Origin of the sequence: Mesorhizobium sp. B2-4-15 (genome assembly GCF_006658505.1) — a bacterium.
Classification (GTDB): Bacteria; Pseudomonadota; Alphaproteobacteria; order Rhizobiales; family Rhizobiaceae; genus Mesorhizobium.
This window is the reverse complement of sequence record NZ_VFUZ01000008.1, coordinates 149,148-166,963: the sequence shown is the minus strand read 5'-3', so window position 1 is coordinate 166,963 and position 17,816 is coordinate 149,148. Positions and strand designations below refer to the sequence as shown.

Annotated in this window: 12 protein-coding genes; 3 read left to right on the top strand and 9 right to left on the bottom strand. The window is 62.2% G+C overall.

Annotated elements, in window-relative coordinates; genetic code table 11:
* Positions 1–36 precede the first annotated feature (36 nt).
* The 3 genes from tssM (FJ930_RS12380) to tagH all read right to left on the bottom strand — a co-directional run bounded on the left by tssM (FJ930_RS12380) (position 37) and on the right by tagH (position 6,465).
* Complete coding sequence (gene tssM, locus FJ930_RS12380) at positions 37–3,540, bottom strand: type VI secretion system membrane subunit TssM (protein ID WP_246676893.1); 3,504 nt, start codon at positions 3,538–3,540, stop codon at positions 37–39.
* A 50-nt stretch (positions 3,541–3,590) separates the two neighbouring features.
* Positions 3,591–5,093 (bottom strand): type VI secretion system protein TssL, long form, encoded by a 1,503-nt coding sequence (tssL, locus tag FJ930_RS12375; protein ID WP_141838001.1) that lies wholly within the window; start codon positions 5,091–5,093, stop codon positions 3,591–3,593.
* Positions 5,094–5,385: 292 nt separating this feature from the next.
* Positions 5,386–6,465, bottom strand: coding sequence for a type VI secretion system-associated FHA domain protein TagH (tagH, locus tag FJ930_RS12370; RefSeq protein ID WP_141837886.1), 1,080 nt, complete (start codon positions 6,463–6,465; stop codon positions 5,386–5,388).
* A gap of 231 nt (positions 6,466–6,696) precedes the next feature.
* Between tagH and tssI the strand changes: the two genes are divergently transcribed.
* The 3 genes from tssI to FJ930_RS12355 are packed head-to-tail and all read left to right on the top strand — an operon-like array spanning position 6,697 to position 9,827.
* Positions 6,697–9,024, top strand: a complete 2,328-nt coding sequence (gene tssI / locus FJ930_RS12365; RefSeq protein ID WP_141837883.1) for a type VI secretion system tip protein TssI/VgrG — start codon at positions 6,697–6,699, stop codon at positions 9,022–9,024.
* A 9-nt stretch (positions 9,025–9,033) separates the two neighbouring features.
* Positions 9,034–9,459 (top strand): DUF6484 domain-containing protein, encoded by a 426-nt coding sequence (locus FJ930_RS12360; protein WP_140763836.1) that lies wholly within the window; start codon positions 9,034–9,036, stop codon positions 9,457–9,459.
* Positions 9,459–9,827 carry a hypothetical protein gene (locus tag FJ930_RS12355; RefSeq protein WP_140776243.1) on the top strand — a complete coding sequence of 123 codons (369 nt, stop codon included), beginning with the start codon at positions 9,459–9,461 and terminating at the stop codon, positions 9,825–9,827. The genes FJ930_RS12360 and FJ930_RS12355 overlap by 1 nt, the downstream gene beginning before the upstream one ends.
* Here the strand turns inward: FJ930_RS12355 and FJ930_RS12350 are convergent.
* From FJ930_RS12350 to tssM (FJ930_RS12325), 6 genes are read right to left on the bottom strand one after another with little or no spacing between them, the layout of a single operon-like run.
* Entirely contained in the window at positions 9,818–10,660 is an 843-nt protein-coding gene (locus FJ930_RS12350) for a hypothetical protein (RefSeq protein WP_141837881.1), read from the bottom strand. The genes FJ930_RS12355 and FJ930_RS12350 overlap by 10 nt on opposite strands.
* Before the next feature lie 10 nt (positions 10,661–10,670).
* Positions 10,671–11,630: a DUF4150 domain-containing protein gene (locus tag FJ930_RS30415; RefSeq protein WP_246676885.1), complete on the bottom strand. Its 960-nt coding sequence runs from the start codon at positions 11,628–11,630 to the stop codon at positions 10,671–10,673.
* Positions 11,630–12,652: a 3-oxoacyl-ACP synthase gene (locus FJ930_RS12340; RefSeq protein ID WP_141837879.1), complete on the bottom strand. Its 1,023-nt coding sequence runs from the start codon at positions 12,650–12,652 to the stop codon at positions 11,630–11,632. Before FJ930_RS12340 ends, FJ930_RS30415 begins: the two co-directional genes overlap by 1 nt.
* On the bottom strand, positions 12,649–13,749 hold the full coding sequence (locus FJ930_RS12335; protein ID WP_141837877.1) for a DUF2169 domain-containing protein: 1,101 nt from the start codon (positions 13,747–13,749) through the stop codon (positions 12,649–12,651). Before FJ930_RS12335 ends, FJ930_RS12340 begins: the two co-directional genes overlap by 4 nt.
* Positions 13,749–14,294 (bottom strand): type VI secretion system-associated protein TagF, encoded by a 546-nt coding sequence (gene tagF, locus FJ930_RS12330; RefSeq protein ID WP_141837875.1) that lies wholly within the window; start codon positions 14,292–14,294, stop codon positions 13,749–13,751. Before tagF ends, FJ930_RS12335 begins: the two co-directional genes overlap by 1 nt.
* The gene (gene tssM, locus FJ930_RS12325) at positions 14,276–17,815 is read right to left on the bottom strand and encodes a type VI secretion system membrane subunit TssM (RefSeq protein ID WP_141837873.1); all 3,540 of its coding nucleotides are present in this window, start codon (positions 17,813–17,815) and stop codon (positions 14,276–14,278) included. Before tssM (FJ930_RS12325) ends, tagF begins: the two co-directional genes overlap by 19 nt.
* Position 17,816 lies beyond the last annotated feature (1 nt).

Below are 17,816 nucleotides of genomic sequence, written 5' to 3'. Positions count from 1 at the left end.
AGGCTGAAGCCGGCGGTGCGCTGGAACACAGGCATGTCAGAACGCCTTCGGACAGCTGAAGCTGGACAGGGCTGGCAGCAGGAAGGGATTGGTCCCCGGTCCGGCCTGGATCGTGTAGGCGACATCTCGTCCGCCGATCACGAAGCGGGCTTCGGTGTTGGCGCCATTGGCGGTGACGGTCGCCTTATCCAGCAGACGCTTCAAGGCCCACGGTCCCTCGAATTTAAGAGCGGAGTCGCGGCCCGGCATTTCCGGCAGCAGGGTGAGGCTGGCGGAAGCCGAGTCCGTGCTGTTCGGCCACGTCACCGTTCTTGGCGCGTTCCCCGTCTGGCTGCTCTGGACGGTCTGGCCGTCAATATCGAGAACCGCGTTGTCTGCGTCGCCATTCAGCGAAAAAGGCGTGATGGTGATCGAAACCGACGGCACCGAGCCGCCGGAAGGGAAGAAGGCGCTGCGGATTTCGGCTGCCGACTCAAATGATTTCAAGGTCGACTTCGCCAGGTCGCGGCTGGCGCGGGCATCCTGTCTCCAGGTCCATTCCTGGCCGGTCATATCGATCAGCGGCGCAAGGTTCTGCGCAAAGAAGCGGTCCATCAGCCCGCCCGGCGCGAAAAGCTTGGCGAAATTCGCTATCGATATCTCTTCCGGGCCGTCGCTGGCGAAGGGATAGCGACCGTTGACCACCTGCTCGCAGGCTTGCGTGACCGTCTGGTCGAGGGTCTTGTTGAGGTTGGCCACCGAGGCTTCGGCGACATTGCCCTCAAACTCGTCCGCTGCCGCATTGATCATGTGCGCAAGCGGCTTCGGAAGGCGCGAGACATTGGCGCGCAGCGTGGAGATCTGCAGCTGCAGGTTGGCGTTGAAGCGTTCGGTCTGTGAAGGGACATCGGCCGAAAGCTTCAGACTTTGAAAGATGTCGCGGAAATTCCGCGTCAACGCGTCGAGCGGCCGCCGTCCGCTGGCGCCGCTGACCAGGGACTGGAAGGATCGAAACTGTGCCTCGACGCTCGCGCCGGCATTCTGCGCAACAGCCGAGCCAGAGCCGGCACGGCTCTGTGACTTGCCGCCGGCGATCTGCAGGCCGATGCGTGCCAGACCCTTGGCCATGCTGGCGGGGTCCTCCCGCGCCGCGCTGCTCTCGCCTTCGGCCATGGTGCTGTCCTTCGTCAATGCGGTCTCATTGGCGACCGCCGTGAAGAGCTGATCGAGAGGCGAGTCCGGCGCGGCGAGGGCGGAAAGCGCCAGATATTGAGGCCTGTCCTTGAGCAACGCCTTGAACTTCAGCTGGTCGAGTACGCCGTTCCATGCGGAGGAGAATTCCTTGCCGTAGCGGTCGATCAGTTCGGGACCGAGCTTGGGCAGGTCCTGGTCGATGCCGCCCTGCTCGCCGCCGCCGCCTAGCACCCACTGGTCGTTGACGAGCATCTGCGCGATGCGCGAGAGCTGTGGCAGGAAGAAGCGGTTGAAGCCGGCGCGCGTGTAAAGCCCGGGAACGTTGAGTTCAGCGAGATCGCCGCCATCCATGCGTTCGAATAGGAGCCGCGCCTCAGGGCCGGCTTTCGCTTCGACGGAAAAGTTCTCCAGCCTTGCGGCGTAGACCGCCGACTTGATCAGCGCCGAAGCGCGGTCGGCAAGGCTCATGCGCCCAAGCGAGCGTTGCGCGGCTTCGATCAGCGGCTGGTTGAGTTCGAAGACGGGGTCATAGGCGTCGTCAAGCGCGAGCATTGCGCGCAGATGCTTTTCAAGCTGTAAGCGGCCCTCGCGGTTGTTCTCGCCGGGATAGCGGTTCTCTTCCCAATCCTGCCTCATCCAGGAAACGATCAGCTCTTCATCGACCTTCGGAGCCTTGCCGCCCAGCATCAGGTAAATCTTCAACGGCTCGTAGAGCGCGATTGGATCGGTCATCCTGGCTTGGATGGTCCGCTCGGCCTGCACTAGGAGCCGGGAGCGGAATGTCCGCTCGAGCGCTTGCCGATAGGCAGCCCTGGAGGCCGACAGCAGCCTCTCGCGCTGGCTAAGCCCGAACGTCTCCTCGATAGGCCTTCCCTGATCGCCGTTCTCGAACCCGGCCGGCAGGTTGCGCAGCTGGTCGAGCGGGCCGATGACGTTTTCCAGGTCGACATCGGTCACCGTCGTGCTCTTGAGCAGCGAATCCGCGCTGTCGCGATAGTGCGCCATGGCCTGCCTGGTGGAGGCGATCAGAGATTTGTTGGCAAAGAAGCTGAGGCCGAGCACGCCGAGCGCCGCCAGGGCCGCCAGCGTAATCGCGGCGAGACCGCCAAATCTGGCAAGCCTGGCGCGCCGTTCGGCCGTCCGGTCGAAGGATACCCAGCCCGATTCCGCGAAGATCACATTGGTCAGGAGATCGTGCAGGAAGAAGCTCTTGCCGGTGCCGGAAAGATGCGCCTGCGAGGCGCTGCCAAAGCTGCGGCCGATTGTGCCCAGCACCTGGTCGAACGGTGTTCCTTCCTGAGTACCGGAGGAGAAATAGAAACCCCGCAGGCTGACATTCACCCGCAATCGAGAGGCATCGAACAAACTGCCGATGAAATGCGTTATCCGGTTCCTGAGTACGCCAAACTGCGCCGGGAAGCCGAAGATGGCGATGCGCGCCACAGGGTCGGCCTCTTCCTGCAGGCGATCGACAACTTCTTCTGCCAAGCGCTTCGCCAGCCCGTCGAATTCGGCCGGTGCCTCGCCGGCCATGTTCCTTGTGCGATCGGCGGTCTGAAACGTCGCGCCCCACACCTTGCGCCTGCGCGCCTCGTCGAATTCACCGAAATAATCCATGAAGCCGGAGACGAGATCGGCCTTGGTGAAAAGCAGATAGACGGGAAACTGGATCTTCAGCATCTCGTGCAATTCGCGCAGGCGGTTTCTTATCTCGGCGACATGCGCGTCGATTTGCTGGTCGTCGAGGCCAATGAGATCAGCGAGGCTGATGGCGAGGATCACCCCGTTGATCGGTTGCCTGGCGCGGTTCTTCTTGAGCAATCCGAGGAAAGCAAGCCAGCTTGCCTTGTCGCGCTCGCGGTCCGATTCCTGCGTCGTGTAGCGGCCGGCCGTGTCGATCAGCACCGCCTCATCGGTAAACCACCAATCGCATGACCGTGTGCCGCCGACGCCAGCCACCGGCTGGGCATTGCCGGAGCCCGCAAGCGGAAATTTCAGCCCGGAATTGACCAGGGCCGTCGTCTTGCCGGCGCCTGGCGGGCCGATGATGATGTACCAGGGAATATCATAGAGGAAGTTGCGCCTGCCACTCGTCCGCTTCAGCGTCGCGATGGCTTCGCTCATGCGCGCTTCGAGCACCTGTGAATCGTCGTTCCGCTCGTCGCCGCGCACAATGGCCGTTTCGAGCGCCTTTTGCGCCTTGCGCCTTTGCCAGAAGCGAATGCCATAGAACAGCGCCAGCACCGCAATGGTCACGCCGATGATGACCGCCCTGAGCCACATGGGTCCAAACGGGCGGGTATCGGCGAAGCGGATCAGCGGTCCGGCATACCAGACGGCGGCCGAGAAGCCGGCCAAGGCAAGCATGCTGAATATCCGCAGCGCCCAGCGGATCACCCGCTCCTCGCCGCGTCCGCTCACAACGTCTCGTCCTTTGGGATCATCACGTCGACGCGGCGGTTCCTGGCGCGGCCATCCGCCGTCGCATTGTCGGCAATGGGCTCGTCTTCGCCCCTGCCGTCGACGCTCAGACGCGATGGATCCTTCAACTGCTTGGCCATCATGGCCTGCACCGCTTTCGCGCGCGCGACGGAGAGATCGAAATTCGATTTGAACGTGCTCGACTTCTTCGGCTTTACATTGTCGGTGTGGCCGACAATCCTGATAGGTCCGGGTTCGGCGTCGAGCGCCGTGGCGATATCCGCCGCGATGGGCTGGAACTGGGCCTTCAACTCAGCCTGGCCGGATGCGAACAAAAGCTGGTTGCTGATCTCGACAACGATAAAGTCGCCCTTCGTGCCGACGCTCAGTCCGCCAGCGGCGATCTCGTTGGCGAGTGCCGTGCGGATGCGGTCGATCTGCGTGGTGTTTGGAGGAACTGGTGGCGGCGGGTTGGCTTGCACCGGTTCAGCGGGTGCCGCCACACTGGCGCGTTCAATGGTAACTGGGGTGGAAGGATTGAGCGCCAGCAACTCGCCGGCGGTTGCATCGCCTTCATCGGTGATCAATATCCGTAGCCCGAAAAAGGCCGCCGTCACCAGGGTGGCCGCGGCAGCAGCGATCGCCCAGAGCGGCAGCCGCCTTCCTGGCTTGGCAATCGCCGCCGCCATGCCTTGCCAGCGCGGAGAAATGTCTTCGGCGGGGCGCTGCCTGAAATAGCGCAGCGTGTCGTAGACGTCGCGCCGGACGCGCTCGAGCATGTTCTGTCCGCCAGGCAATCCCCGATACTGGCCTTGGAATCCCAGCGACAGGCAGGCATGCATCAATTCGAGCAGGTCGTAATGCGCCTCAGGCTTGGCAAGGATATTGTTCAGCGCTTCGTAGAAGCCGGCTCCTGTCGGTTGCGTGTGGAAGAACTGCACCAGCAGACTGTGCTGGATCCAGCTTTCCTTGTTCGGCCAAGGGAGGTTGCCGACGAGATCGTCGGCGGTTTCGCAAAGCGCAAATTTCGCGATCCGCGCATCTTCTTCCTCGATGCCGGCTTTGGCCATGCTCCGGTCGAAGGTCTCGATCACGTCCGCGATATGCTCCGCCAAGGCTGCCGCTTGCCGTTCGACCGGGATCAGCCGCAACTGACCGAAAAGCAGGAGCAAAGGGCCCGCAGCGGCAAGGAGAGGATTTGCGGCGGCATACTCCACGCCAGCAGTGGCGTCGAGCAAGGCGTCCTGCTGCACTGCCGGTGCTGCGGGCACCATTCCGTGCTTGGCCTCCTGGACGACCACGGTTCGGGACGACCAGCCGGGCGGCACCTGCCGGCCGACGCCGGGGTCGAATACGGTCGATTCCCTGGCGGGCGGTGGAAGAGGTCGCACGCTTTGCGGACCGGAACCATCGGGAGACACCAGCGGCTTTTGCCTTGGCCGCGGCGCGCGGATGACGGTTTTGCCCGGCGGCTCGGAGGGGTCGTCCTTCGAGCTCATCGGCGCACCATCGTCGAGGTCCAACGAGCTTCTTTCAGGCCCGATGAAAGATGGGCACCGGGCTGAGTATCAACAACGAGCCGCACGGAAAGACTGATCTTGCCGAAACATGACATTCCTGCACACGCTCCAAGCCACGCCGCTTTGCCAGCCAGGCAAGCTCCCACGTGCTATCCTAGTCGCACGGCAAGCCGATTGAAATCGGAAAGCAGGATGACCAAAGAGGCGGATTTCCCACGAGGCCGGTCGCACAGCCTGCAAGAGCCGTGTTCGCGTCGTTTGCCGAGCACGACTATTTCTGCTTGCCGGCCTTGGCATAGGCGTCGGCGAAATAGGCAAGGAAGACATCCAGCATGCCGTTTTCGTGCTTGTCCTCCATCGTCCGCCACGTTGCGACGAGCGCATCCCAGGCTTGGCTTTTCCTGGATGAAAAGGATGCCGGCGGGATTCTTTTGGCGGTCGCCTCCGGCGACAGGTCGTCGAGCAATCGCGAGAGCGCGGCCTGCATGGCGGCGTAGGTCGCGATTTCGTGGGTCTTGAGGTCGCGGAAAGCGTCCTCGATGCTATGCCTGGCATCGAGATAGCCGGCCCGGCGCTTGGCAAACATGATCTCCAGTATGTCGTCGGTGCCCGGCACGAATTTCAGCGGGTTGTTGTCCTCGGCGCCGATCATCGTGCGGTGCGCGCTTTTGGCGAGCACCTTGGCCGCCGCGCGCGCCTTGAGCAGCAAGGACAGTTGCTCGACTGTCGTTCTCAAGACCGCGCCGATTTCGGCGGCAACGTCATGCGGGTCACGCGACTGCAACAACTCCGGCGATAAGCCGGCTGCCTTGGCGATATCGCGAAGTATCCCGTCCGCTTCCACTGGCTGCATGGCCGGGACAGCCGGGCTGGGCTGCAGTGCCGAAGACGTCGACAGCGGCGCTGCCTCGACGGGGCGCTGCCGCGCCGGATTGGGGAATTGCAGACTGCCGGGTTCAAGCGGCCTTCCCGTCGACGGTGGCAACTCGTGTTGCGTCGAACCGGTCCTGGCTTGCGGACGACCGGTGGTAACGCTCTCTTCGTCAATGGAAACGACGATGACATAACGGCCGATCAGCAGCCGGTCGCCTTGGGTTAGCCGGTGCGGCGCATTCATGCGCTGGCTGGAGCCGTTGACGAAAGTGCCGTTGCGCGAGACGTCAAAAAGCCAGAACGAGCCCGCCTGGTAGCGGACTTCGCAATGCCGGCCCGAGATGAACTTGTCGGGGTCGGACAGCGTCCAGTCGCAATTTTCGCGCCCGATTTCGAAGCCGCGGTCGCGGGCGCCGTAGCTCTTCGCGATGCCTGGCGGCAGCCTGTCAACATTGCTGATCTGGAGCGAAATGAACATTCGAAGCCACTGGCAATCCTGAATCCTGGACATTCTAGCAGCTTGCCAGCGCAGTGGGACAGGTGCGTTTCACATGAACGCACGCCATGGTTTAGCCCTTGCTCTTATTTGGCCTTCATCAAACATATGCTACGCTTGCAGCGATCCGATGCGGTGAATTCGAAAACCTTCCGAACGTGAGGGCGGGGCTTCAATCCATCACACTGGCCGCGTCGAGGAGGGGCACGACCCATGCCGAACGAACGTGCCACGGTTGTACAGACGCCCGTCGGCGCCGATGTGCTGACCTTTACACATCTCGTCGGTCGTGATGAGATCAGCCGATGTTTCGCCTATACCGTCGGGTTCGTCAGCAAGAGCCGTGACGTCGATCCGCTGAAGATGCTGGGCGGCGTCGTTTCCGTCGAAGGTGAATCCGATCCGAAGCGCTGGTTCAGCGGGCTGGTGTCGGATTTCAAGCTAACGCGCATAGAGGATCGGTTGGCCTATTACGAGGCCAGCGTCAGGCCATGGCTCTGGTTCCTCGGCAACACCACCGACTGCCGCATTTTCCAGAACATGACCGCTGTCGAGATCGTCGAAAAGATCTTTGCGAAATACGGCATCGCAAAGTTCGAGAAGCGACTGCAGGGTTCCTATCCGTCGCGCGAATACTGCGTCCAATATGACGAGAGCGACCTCGATTTCGTGCAGCGATTGTTCGAGCACGAAGGCATTTTCTATTTCTTCGAGCATGATGAGGGCAAGCACACGCTCGTGCTGTGCGATGCGATGAACAAGCTGAAGCCAGCGCCAGGCTACGAGAAGGTGCTTTATAATTTCGAGGGCCATGGCTCGCGACGCGATGTCGAATACATCACCGAATGGATTCCAGGCAGTGCGGTGCGTCCGGGCGCCTACGCTCATACGGATTATGACTTCGAGAAGCCTGGCGCCGACCTGATGGCGAAGTCCTCCCAACCCTTCAGCCACAAGGAGGCTTTGGGCGAGAACTATCGGCAGCCCGGAGCGCATCTGGATGTCGGGCGCGGCGACACGATCGCCGGCATCCGGCGTGAGGAACTGCAGGCCGTTCACCAGCACAACACAGCGGTTGGCACTGTGCGCGGCCTTTTTTCCGGCTGCAAATTCACGCTGGAAAGTTTTCCGCGCGACGACCAGAACCAGGAATATCTGGTGGTCAGCGCCGAATACCGGCTGTTCGATCCGGGTTACCGGACACAGAATGAGGCCCATAGCGAGAACTTCAAGGTGGTGCTCGGCGTTGCGCCGACCTCTCTGCCCTACCGGCCAGCGCGCATCACACCGCGACCGATCATGCGCGGCCCGCAGACGGCAACGGTGGTGGGCCCTTCGGGCGAGGAGATATTCACCGACAAATATGCGCGGGTGAAGGTACAATTCCATTGGGACCGCCTCGGCAAGAAGGACCAGAACTCGTCCTGCTTCGTGCGCGTGTCGCAGACCTGGGCTGGCAGCGGGTGGGGCTTCATCCAGATCCCGCGCATCGGCCAGGAGGTCATCGTCGATTTCATCGAGGGCGATCCGGACCTGCCGATCGTCACCGGCCGCGTCTACAATGCTTCCGAGATGCCGCCTTACGCGCTGCCGGGCAACGCGACGCAATCTGGCTGGAAGTCCAATTCCTCGAAAGGCGGCGGCGGCTACAACGAGCTGATGTTCGAGGACAAGGCTGGTTCCGAACTGGTCAATTTCCAGGCTCAGAAGGATCACCATCTGCTGATCAAGCACGACCGTAACAAGACTGTGCAGCACGACCAGTCCGATCGCATCGACCACGACGCCAAGCACTCTGTCGGCCATAACCTCGACGAGGACGTCGGCAACAACAAGACCGTCAAGGTCGGCGTCGACCAGACCACCCATATCGGCAGCAATGACACCGAAACGGTGGGCGCGAACCGCTCGCTGACCGTCGGCGCCAACGAGACGATCCATATCGGTGCGAACTCGACGGAAAATATCGACGCCAACCATTCCCAGACCGTGGCGATCGTCCAGACCATCACGGTGGGTGCCGCGCGCGTCGACACGGTGGGGGCTTCCGAGACGCGAAGTGTCGGAGCGGTGCAGACGAACACGATCGGGGCCTCGCGGAGCGTGACCGTTGGTGCGGGACAGAGCCACAGCATTGGCACATCGGACAGCTGGACGGTGGGGGCAAACCAATCGGTCGATGTTGGCGCAAACCAGAGCTTCAACATAGGTGGAGCGCATGCCTCCCAGATCGGCAAGGGACGGGACGCCAAGATCGCCGAGGACGATGCGACCGATGTCGGCGGTTCGCGGGCGTTGAAAATAGCCAAAGGCAGTCTGGTAGAGGTCGGCCAGGACGGAGCCATAAAGGTCGGCAAGACCCTGATCATTGAAGCTGGCGATGCCATCACAATTACATGCGGCTCGGCTGCGATCGCTATGAAGAAGGACGGCACGATCAACATTTCCGGCAAGGATATTACCGTCAATGGGTCGGGTAAGATCAATGTGAAGGCATCGAGCGACATCACCATGAAAGGCTCGGAGATAAAGCAGAACTGAGGGGCCTCGATGACAAAGATCGTAGAGCGAATTGAAGGCGTGGTGATTGGCATATTCCTGGGCTTCGGCGAGGACGCGCCCCTTGTCGTCTTCCCGGGAAACCCTCGAGAAACAGCAGCGGCCGCGCGCAGCCTCACTGAGCTCACGTCGGACATGATCGGCGCGGAGGTGGCGCTGTTGTTCCAGGACGGAGATCCCGGTCGACCGTTGATTGTCGGGCGCATCATCGATCCCGCGCACCGGCCAAATGTTCCCCACGTCATCAGAGACGGTGAGAAAATGAGGATCACTGCGAATGAACGTCTCGAACTGCGGTGCGGCAAAGCTACGATCATCATGGAAAAGGATGGGCACATCACCATCCGCGGCACCTATGTGACCAGCCACGCAAGTGCCACCAACCGCCTCCGCGGTGGCTCGGTCAATCTGAACTGATGCCAGCGCCCGTTCTTCACGAGATTGTCCGCCAACACGCTGAGATGGCTGCGTTCCTCTGGACTGTTTACGACTACAACCTGCTCAACCCCGGCAAGAATCCGGACATGGATGAGGAGCGGCTTGCCCGACTCGTCGAGCGTTTGGAAGCACATCTTGACGGATTGCGAGTGGCTGGCGAGGTCGGCATCGAGATCGCGAGCGAGCGCTACGCCGAATATCCCGAAGCCGGGGAGTTATTCGTCGTGCGCATGCTGTCGATCAAAGAGGCGTTGCGCATTGCCGATCTCGACCTCAGAAGGGTGCGGGCTTATCTGGCTGCGAAGCCCAACCCAGACACGCCGGCCGTCTCAGGCCGTCAGGTGTAGTCAGGCCCGACCCATTCCGAGCCGTCATATCTTATGGCTGAGTTCCCGCCGGCCACCGTTAGATACGAGCCGTTCGACGAAAGACGGTAGACGGGAAAACCGTCCTTCAGGTTGGAAACCGTTGCCCCGTCGAACGTGAACACCCCCTGTCCGCCGCCGGCAATGTGGATTGTCTTCCGGTAGAATGCCATTTTGTAGAAATCCCGACCGTGTTGCGAGACGTCGGTCCAGGCAAGGCCCGCCCCGCGAAACAGGGTCCCTGCGCTGCCTGAGACCAGGACATCCGTCGACGACAATCCCAGCAGTCCAACCAGGATCGCGTTGGTCGGCAACTGGATTTGAGTCCACTGTCTGCCGTCATAGTGCCAGAAAAGCGCTCCTTCGCCGGATACATAAAGGTCACTCGGCGACGACCCTGCAATGCAAAGAATGGTGTTGCCGAGCGCTGGGCTAACGGCGGCCCAGCGTGCGCCATCCCAGCGATAGACAACCTCCTCCGATCCTCCGGCGTAGACGGTGTTGTCGTCAAAGCCCCAGACGGTATTCAAGTGGCGAGGCGAAACTTGGCTTGACGTCCATTCGCTCCCCGAGCCCGAATGCACCATGCCGTTGTCGTCGCACACATAGAGACGACCGGAACCGGAGCGCCATATGTCGGTGAACCAACATGGTTTTTCGTAAATTCGTTCAGTCTGATTGTCGTCGTTGGCCACGTCGGATTCCGAAATGACGAATGAGTAAAAACTCTCTCCGTCGTAATACGCGACGGCGGAGAAAATGGTCCCGTCATCCGCTGCAACCGTGCCATTTACCGTTACGCTATAATCAGCCATGTTATCTCTCCTAGCGTCTGCGAACCGTGCTCGATGGGGTTGGTTTGAACTTGCCGGTTGCTGGTGCACGCGCCTCGGTGCTGTCTTTCTTTTTCTCCGGTCCGCTCATCATCTCCTTGAAGTGAATGTCGCAAATCATCCTCAGGCATTCGATGGCGGGGTGCTCCTTGCCTCGTGGTCCATCCGGGATGTTCTTGGCCTTTTTCATGGCCTCCATATTGGCTTCCCGAACTTCCTCGTAGCTTGGGTTCGTGCCTTTCGCGCGCTGTGCCTTTGCCCATTCGCCTTGTGCGGCTGTTTTGCGGCCATGCTCGGTGTTGGGATCGGTGGCGTCTTGGAGGCAGACGCAGGGCGCATCGTTCATCGTATAGCTCGGCGTCGTGCCGATGGCCTGGCCGCCGCGCGAATTCTGGAAACAGGCATTCTGCAGGATGTGGTCCGATTGCTGATTGGACGAGCATTCCTTGCTGGCGTCGCCGTAGCGGTGCACCTTCATGCCGAGCTTTGCCAGAATTGACGCGCAGGACTGCTTGCCGACCTTCAATTTTCCGATCTTTGGCCAAGGCGGCGCGTTGCCGGTCGGAGAAGCATGATTGTTGGTCGACAGGTCAGTCATGCGGCTGACGGGTTCGCCATCGGCTTTCACGTCGCTCGACCAGGCGACAGCATATTCCTTGCCGGTATTGACCGAAGTGATCACGCCTTTCTTGGCGGCGCATCCGGCCTCTGTGCCGCTGGTCTTGGTGTAGTACGACTTATTCTTCTGGGTAATGGTCTCGCCACCGATCTTGACGGTGCCGGTGCCGTTGTCGGTATCGGAATCAAGTCCGAACGAGGGATAGGGAATGGGGACGCCCGGCGGCGTCGCGGGGTTCTCGGGCGGTGTGAAGCAGACGTCCGGAAAGGCGGCGATCACCTTGTTGGCCTGTGCCTTGCAGGCAACTTCGAGACCGTTCGCGTAGACAGTCATCAGGCTGCCCTCGCGGCGAGGATTGCCGCCCCGCAGGCACCCGCATCGTTCGACGCTTCGATCAGCACTGGATTGCCGGCGGCGTATCCCTTGCGGGCCGCCATCCAGGCCATGCCGATCATCAGCGGGACCACGGCCGCGCCGACATTGCCGAGGGATTCGCCGGGCGACCAGATGTCCTGAAAATCGTGACGGCCGCGTAGCAACCTCAGGCTCGCCAGGGCGCTCTGTTTGAACCAATATTGTTCGCCGATGAGATCGGCGATGCGGTAGCCAAGCCGGTTCATCTCGATGCCGGTTTCCTTGAATGCAGCGCTGTAAGCGGACGTCATGCCGTCGGCACGCAGCGGCAGATCCTCGGCATTGTAGATCGTTGCGGATTCACGCGCCAAACCCAGTCCGAAGAGGCGGAGGCCGTCGCCACGCGAGCCCGTGCATAGAACGGCGGCGGCAGCCTCGCCTGGAATGAAGCCATTCGGATTGTCAGCGGCAAGCAGGCGATTTTCGCCGAGATAATAAGCGATGGCAGGCGCCGTCAGATAGCTGTCTACGCCCGCGATCATCACATAGGGAACCTCACCCGAAGCGATCATCCTGCGCGCCTGATCAAGTGCTATGTGTCCGGAAGTCCGGCCATGCGCGACGATACGTGAGCGCATGTTGGGTTCGATTTCGGTAATCTCCGAAACATTGCGGAGCAGGCGCACGCTATCGCCGGCCGGACGGCCCGGGCGATCTTCCTCGGCGAGGCAAAGGATGAGCGCGGTCTGGCCACGCGCATGAGGGATAGTCTCGAACGCCTCGCAGATCGCGGCTGCGGCTAGGTGCGCCATACGTTTTTCGCCGATCCAGTCCCGTGGCAGCGGCACGGGCGCGCCGATCAGCAGATCGGTTCCCGAACCGACGAATCTCGTCTCTTGGAAGCCGTCGAGGCGCGCACGCATTGCAGCGCAGGCCGAGGGTGCATCGAGGCCGACGGCGGTCACCATGCCGACAGAGGCTATGTCGAGCCTCGTACTCATGCGTCTTCCACCTCCTCGGACGCGGCTCCCTCGCTTCGGACATAGTCCCTGCCGGTTGCACGGGCACGCAGCATCGACTCCGTCGGCGGACCGACCCAACATTCCGAGAAATCGAGGATAGTCTTCTGGATGCGCTGCGAAACACGCCACACGAGCGAGAATCGACGGTTCTCGGGATCGAGCAGGATAGTGTCCGGGTGAATGCTCGCCTCAAACGACTTCTCGTTGCCCTTGAACAAGGTGATCGGCACTGCCGTCGAGGGTAGCCGGAAGCCAACACGTCCCTCTGGAGTCAAATTCACGAGCACCACCTCCTCCCCGCCTCTTGGATGGTCGATCTGCTGGTCGGGCGGCGCCATCTGGAAATAGCGTTCGTCGAAATCCTGGGGCAGGAAGGGAAAAACGTTGTCGATCCAGTTCTGATCGTAGGTGCCGCCATATTCGATGCGGCCCGGCCAGCCTCGGCCCATTGGCCCGAAGCTCATCGGCTTGTACTCGCCGAACGGCGAGCGGATCTCTTCGCCAACGGCCTGGGTGTTCGGCAACCGCAGGCCCGGAACGAAACGCTGGTTCTTCGAGCGCGACCAGCCCGTGCCGACGGGATTGTACTTGTAGCTGGCGGGAAGCTTGTCTTCCGGGTCCAGCCGGTCGACGCCACCCCACGCGACGTCGTAGGAGATCGGCAGTTTCAGGAAGGGCTGCGGCGCGGTTGCGGTGAAGACCGGCCCAATCGAACGCCACTCGCGATGGCCGACAACCTCGAACAGCTTCGACCAGTTGCCTACCTTGATGCCGACCGGCACGCGCTCCGCCGGACGTCCTCCCGGCGCATAGGCGCAACCGTTGGCGATCACGTCGCAGCGCGGTTTGCGGAAGGCGAAATCAGTCTCCCAGAGCGTCGCCGAATAGCCGGGCGCGCCGGTCTGCGTATCGGCCATGACGAGCGGGACCTGCTGCGCCGATTTCTGCACCAGGCCGCCAGGCTTCGCCGGAAAATCGAACGTGCCTTTCACCACAATGACAATCCACTCATGGCCGGCCTTGTCCATGCCCATGGTGAACTGATGCGGATAGCCCATCTGGTTCCAGATCTGCATCAACTGGTCTCCCAGTTCGCGGCGAAGATCTGCTCCAAGGTCGGTCGAGGCGCCCGCGGATCGACATCGAAAATATCCGAACGCGCTGTCCAAAAGACCAAGTCGTCAACGATATCGTCATCGGGTTCGACACCCGGCACCGGCAGGGCGGACAAGGCGGCATCCAGTTCGTCCAGCGTCAGTTCGCCCCGTTGCGCGGCGAAGGCGACAGTTTCGACGCGATCGAACCAGGCGTCGGCATATGCAAGCTTGAGCGGTGGTGCCTCTGACAGCCGCGCGACAACGCTCAGCGGAAACTGCCTGCCGACCCTGTCGGCGCTCCGCAGCACGATGCCGGCCGAGGCGCCGAAGGTGGTGGGGCCAGCCAGAAAGCGCAGCGCCATGCCCTGGGGCCAGGCTTCGAGCTCGAACAGCGGCACGATGTGCTGGGCCAGCCAGCGGTCCCATGTGCGCACGAAGTCTCCAGGCAGCCGCCGGGTCACGAAATCGCCGGTGGCGGGCATCTTGCCGTAGAAGCCGGGCACGATCAGATCTGCGGCGGACATGTGAACTTCTTGAACATTTCGAGCGTGTATGGATTCTCGACGCTGGCGGCCTTGAGTTCGAAATCGGCCCACATTCCCTTCGTGCCGAGCCGCAGGCTGTAGACGTCGGTGAGCTTGGTCGCGGCGAAGCGGCCGCCGCGCAGCATTCTGAGCCACGCCCAGCTGCCGGTCTCGTTGAGCATCACTTCGGGCGAACCATCGATCGGTTGGAAGGCGAGCGAGATCACCCCGGTGCCATCCTTTCCGGGCCACGTCATCGGCTGCGGCCTTGTCGCATTGTTGTAGTAGACGAGGTTCTGGCCATCGAGGTTGAGCGTGACCCGTGCAACGTTGGGTGAGAGGTCCTTGGGCTCAAGCGTAAAGTTCATCACCGGGCCGGTGCCGCCGGGAAACAGGTCGTCGCGAATATGCCTCGCCTGCTCGAACGCGGCGAGCGCCGCGGGATCGAGGCCGAAATCGGCCCGCCATTTCCACGGCTCGCTGGCGGTGTCGACATAGTTGATCAGATGGTCGTTGGTGAAGGCATCGATCATGCCGGTCGGTCCGAACAGACGTTGAAAGTCGCGCACATTGACGTCGACCGCACTGTCCGGGCTGAATGGATAACGGTTGTTGAGCGCCGCCTGGCAGAAGGGGAGTATGTCGGCCCGCCAGATGGCGTTGAGCTCGTTGGTCACGGCCTTCTGCGAGAGGCCGCTGGTGTCGCCGGCAATGCCGCCCAGCCAGTCATTGATCGGCGAAGGCAGGATCTGCGCCTGCCTGGCGACCGCGCCGGTCAGTTCGGCAAGGCCGCCCTGCTTCTTAATCGCATCCTGCGGGTTGGGATTGGCGGTCACCGTCTGCAGCACATTCGAGAGCGCCGTCAGCGCCACAATGGCGGCGTCCAGCGCTGGGGGCTGGCCGTCGACCTGGGCGATGGTGCCCTTGAGCGGCTTGAAATGCTCGGCAACGAGGCTGCCGGTCATGTCCACCTGGCTGGCGGAGCCGGCGCGCGGCAGGAGCTTCGCGCCCGTGGTCACCACCTTGCCCAGCTTGCCGAGTTTGCTGAGCAGCTTCGAGCCGGTCGTGACGGCAGCGCCATTTTTGTCAGCCGACGTGTCGTCGGAGCGGGTGAGGTCGGTCTCCTGCACCACTGCCGTCAACAATCGCTTCAGCGCGGAATCGGCGCTTGAAAGATCCTTGAGGTTCTCACTGGCGATGTTGAGATCGGTAAGCGGCGCAAGCCGCATATCGCGCAGGAAAGAGTCCCATTGGGCGATATAGTCGTCATAGTAGAGCTTCAATATGTCCTCGGAGAGCGCCGAAACCGAGGTCTCCGAATTCTCCGAGCAGCCGCCGGCAAACACCGCGCGATCGAGGGCCGCCTGTCCCGCTACATCCTCGACCCGGTCGAGGATCGCGTCGTGGAAGCCCGCATAGGTATAAGGGCCAGGAACACCGACGCGCAACGTCTTGTCGGAGCGGCGCGCGAACACCTTGGCGCCGTTTGGCCCAGCGAAATTGGCCGGCACCCATTCCTTGAGGGCTGCCACTTCCGGGTCCGCCAGCAGCTGCTTGTAGGCGCGCTCCGGCAGCGAGATCGTGCATACAGTCTTCAGTGCCTCCGCGACCAGTTGCTTGTCCGGGGCGATGTAGCTGTCGTCGACGGCCATGCGGCGGATAGCGGCGAGCTGATGCTCTTCGGCGTCGGCAGTGGGGAAGGGCGGAGCCGCCGCGAATTGCGGCAGGCTGTTCACCCACCAGTTCTGGGCGAAATCGGCGTCCATCTGCGAAAGGCCGGTCATCATCCGGTAGGTCTTCAGCGCGCCGAGCATGAAATCCGGATCGCGGATTTGCCGCCACATCGTGGCCTCGAGCAGGGCGACCATATGCGGCTCGAGCACATTGCGCAGCGCATGGTCGTAAGTATCGGTCTGTGCGCGCACCAGCTCCGCCGAAGCGGTCGGGCCGAGCAGGTTATGGACGGCGTCCGGTGGCGGCGTTCGAGCCGTCGTCACTGCGTCGATCGCCGCCAGCGCGCCATCCATGGTCGGCTGCTCGACCGCGGCCGGCATGGCGGCGACATCGGTGAGCGGCCCCTGCAGGGCTTCGAACTGGCCGGCCTGTTCGGTGATCGCATTGCGGTTGTCGAGGTAAGACCAGGTGAACAGTCCGCCGGCCAGCAGAGCCGCGAGCGCACAGGCGGCGGCAGCGCCACGCCAGATCCAGGCGCGGCGACGCTGCGCCAGCGGATCGAATGTACCAAGGCCAGCCTCCTTGAAGATCACTTCGATGAGAAGGTTCCTGAGGAAGAAGCTGCGTTTCTCGACGCGCGCCGTCGGCATGGCGCGGCGCGGCGGCAGTCCGAAGGAGGACGACAACGCCGCGGTCAGGCGGTCGATGGGCGCGCCTTCCTGTGTCGCCGATGTCAGATAAAGGCCACGCAGCCAGGCGGCTTCCTCGTAGCGGCTTTCGCCGAACATCGCCTCGATCAGCACTTGGATCGGCTGGCAAAGGCTCGCCAGCTGCGCCGGAAACCGGAATATCTCGGCGCGCGAGCCGAGCTTGTCTTCGTCTTCCAGGCGCGGCACCAACCTCCGCTCCAGCTCGGTGGCAAGCCTGGCTAGCTCCGCCTGGATGATGTCGGCGTTGACGCGGGCATCCAGCGGAAAAGTGGTTCCCCACACCTGCTCGCGCGCGCTTGTCGACAAGCCGCCGAAGAAGGCTTCGAACCCTTTGATCAGGTCGGCCTTCGTCAGCATCAGGTAGACAGGAAGACGGATTTCCAGCCGATCGTTCAGCTCCGCCAGCCGGCGGCGGATCTTGCGGCCGTGCGCCTTGATCGCCTCGTCGCCCTCCGAGAGCGCATCGATCGATAGCGCTACAATGACGCCGTTGAGCGCGCGGCGACCCCGGTGCTTCTTCAAAAGGTCCAAGAAGCCCAGCCATTCCGCGGCGTCGACGTCCGGCTGGCTCTCCTGTTGGACATAGCGGCCCGCGGTGTCGATCAGCACCGCCTTTTCGGAGAAGAACCAGTCGCAATTGCGTGTGCCGCCGACGCCTTGCAGATCGTCGGTGAGATCGATTGGAAAATTGAGGCCCGATTGGCGCAATGCCGTGGTCTTGCCGGTGGCCGGAGGACCGACGATCACATACCATGGCATTTCGCGCAGGAATTTCCGTCCGCCGAGCTTGCGCCGCTTGAGTTCGGCCATCACCTCGCCGAACTTGGCGCCGACGGCCGCGACACTCTCCTCGCCGGGGGTGAGCCGCTTTTCGGCCACGGGTGCCGCGATCTCGGCGACGAACATGCGGTTGGCGCGGATCGCGCGCCGTTGCGCGATGATCAGCCAGATCAGCCACAGGATGATCAGCCCCGCGATGATGGCGATGCGCACATTGTCGGATTCGAATGGCACGTAGCGGCCGACCTGCACGATGGGGCCGAACACCCAGATCAAAAGCGAAAGCAGCGCAATGCCAATCAGCGTCCACAGAAACCGCGAGGTGATGACCGCCCAGAGGAAGCGCAGGATGAACATC

Bases quoted from the DNA above. Each gene is read 5' to 3' on its own strand.
- tssM (WP_246676893.1), bottom strand. From the start codon at position 3,540: ATGCTTGCCTTGGCCGGCTTCTCGGCCGCCGTCTGGTATGCCGGACCG.
- tssL (WP_141838001.1), bottom strand. From the start codon at position 5,093: ATGAGCTCGAAGGACGACCCCTCCGAGCCGCCGGGCAAAACCGTCATC.
- tagH (WP_141837886.1), bottom strand. From the start codon at position 6,465: ATGTTCATTTCGCTCCAGATCAGCAATGTTGACAGGCTGCCGCCAGGC.
- tssI (WP_141837883.1), top strand. From the start codon at position 6,697: ATGCCGAACGAACGTGCCACGGTTGTACAGACGCCCGTCGGCGCCGAT.
- FJ930_RS12360 (WP_140763836.1), top strand. From the start codon at position 9,034: ATGACAAAGATCGTAGAGCGAATTGAAGGCGTGGTGATTGGCATATTC.
- FJ930_RS12355 (WP_140776243.1), top strand. From the start codon at position 9,459: ATGCCAGCGCCCGTTCTTCACGAGATTGTCCGCCAACACGCTGAGATG.
- FJ930_RS12350 (WP_141837881.1), bottom strand. From the start codon at position 10,660: ATGGCTGATTATAGCGTAACGGTAAATGGCACGGTTGCAGCGGATGAC.
- FJ930_RS30415 (WP_246676885.1), bottom strand. From the start codon at position 11,630: ATGACTGTCTACGCGAACGGTCTCGAAGTTGCCTGCAAGGCACAGGCC.
- FJ930_RS12340 (WP_141837879.1), bottom strand. From the start codon at position 12,652: ATGAGTACGAGGCTCGACATAGCCTCTGTCGGCATGGTGACCGCCGTC.
- FJ930_RS12335 (WP_141837877.1), bottom strand. From the start codon at position 13,749: ATGCAGATCTGGAACCAGATGGGCTATCCGCATCAGTTCACCATGGGC.
- tagF (WP_141837875.1), bottom strand. From the start codon at position 14,294: ATGTCCGCCGCAGATCTGATCGTGCCCGGCTTCTACGGCAAGATGCCC.
- tssM (WP_141837873.1), bottom strand. From the start codon at position 17,815: ATGTTCATCCTGCGCTTCCTCTGGGCGGTCATCACCTCGCGGTTTCTG.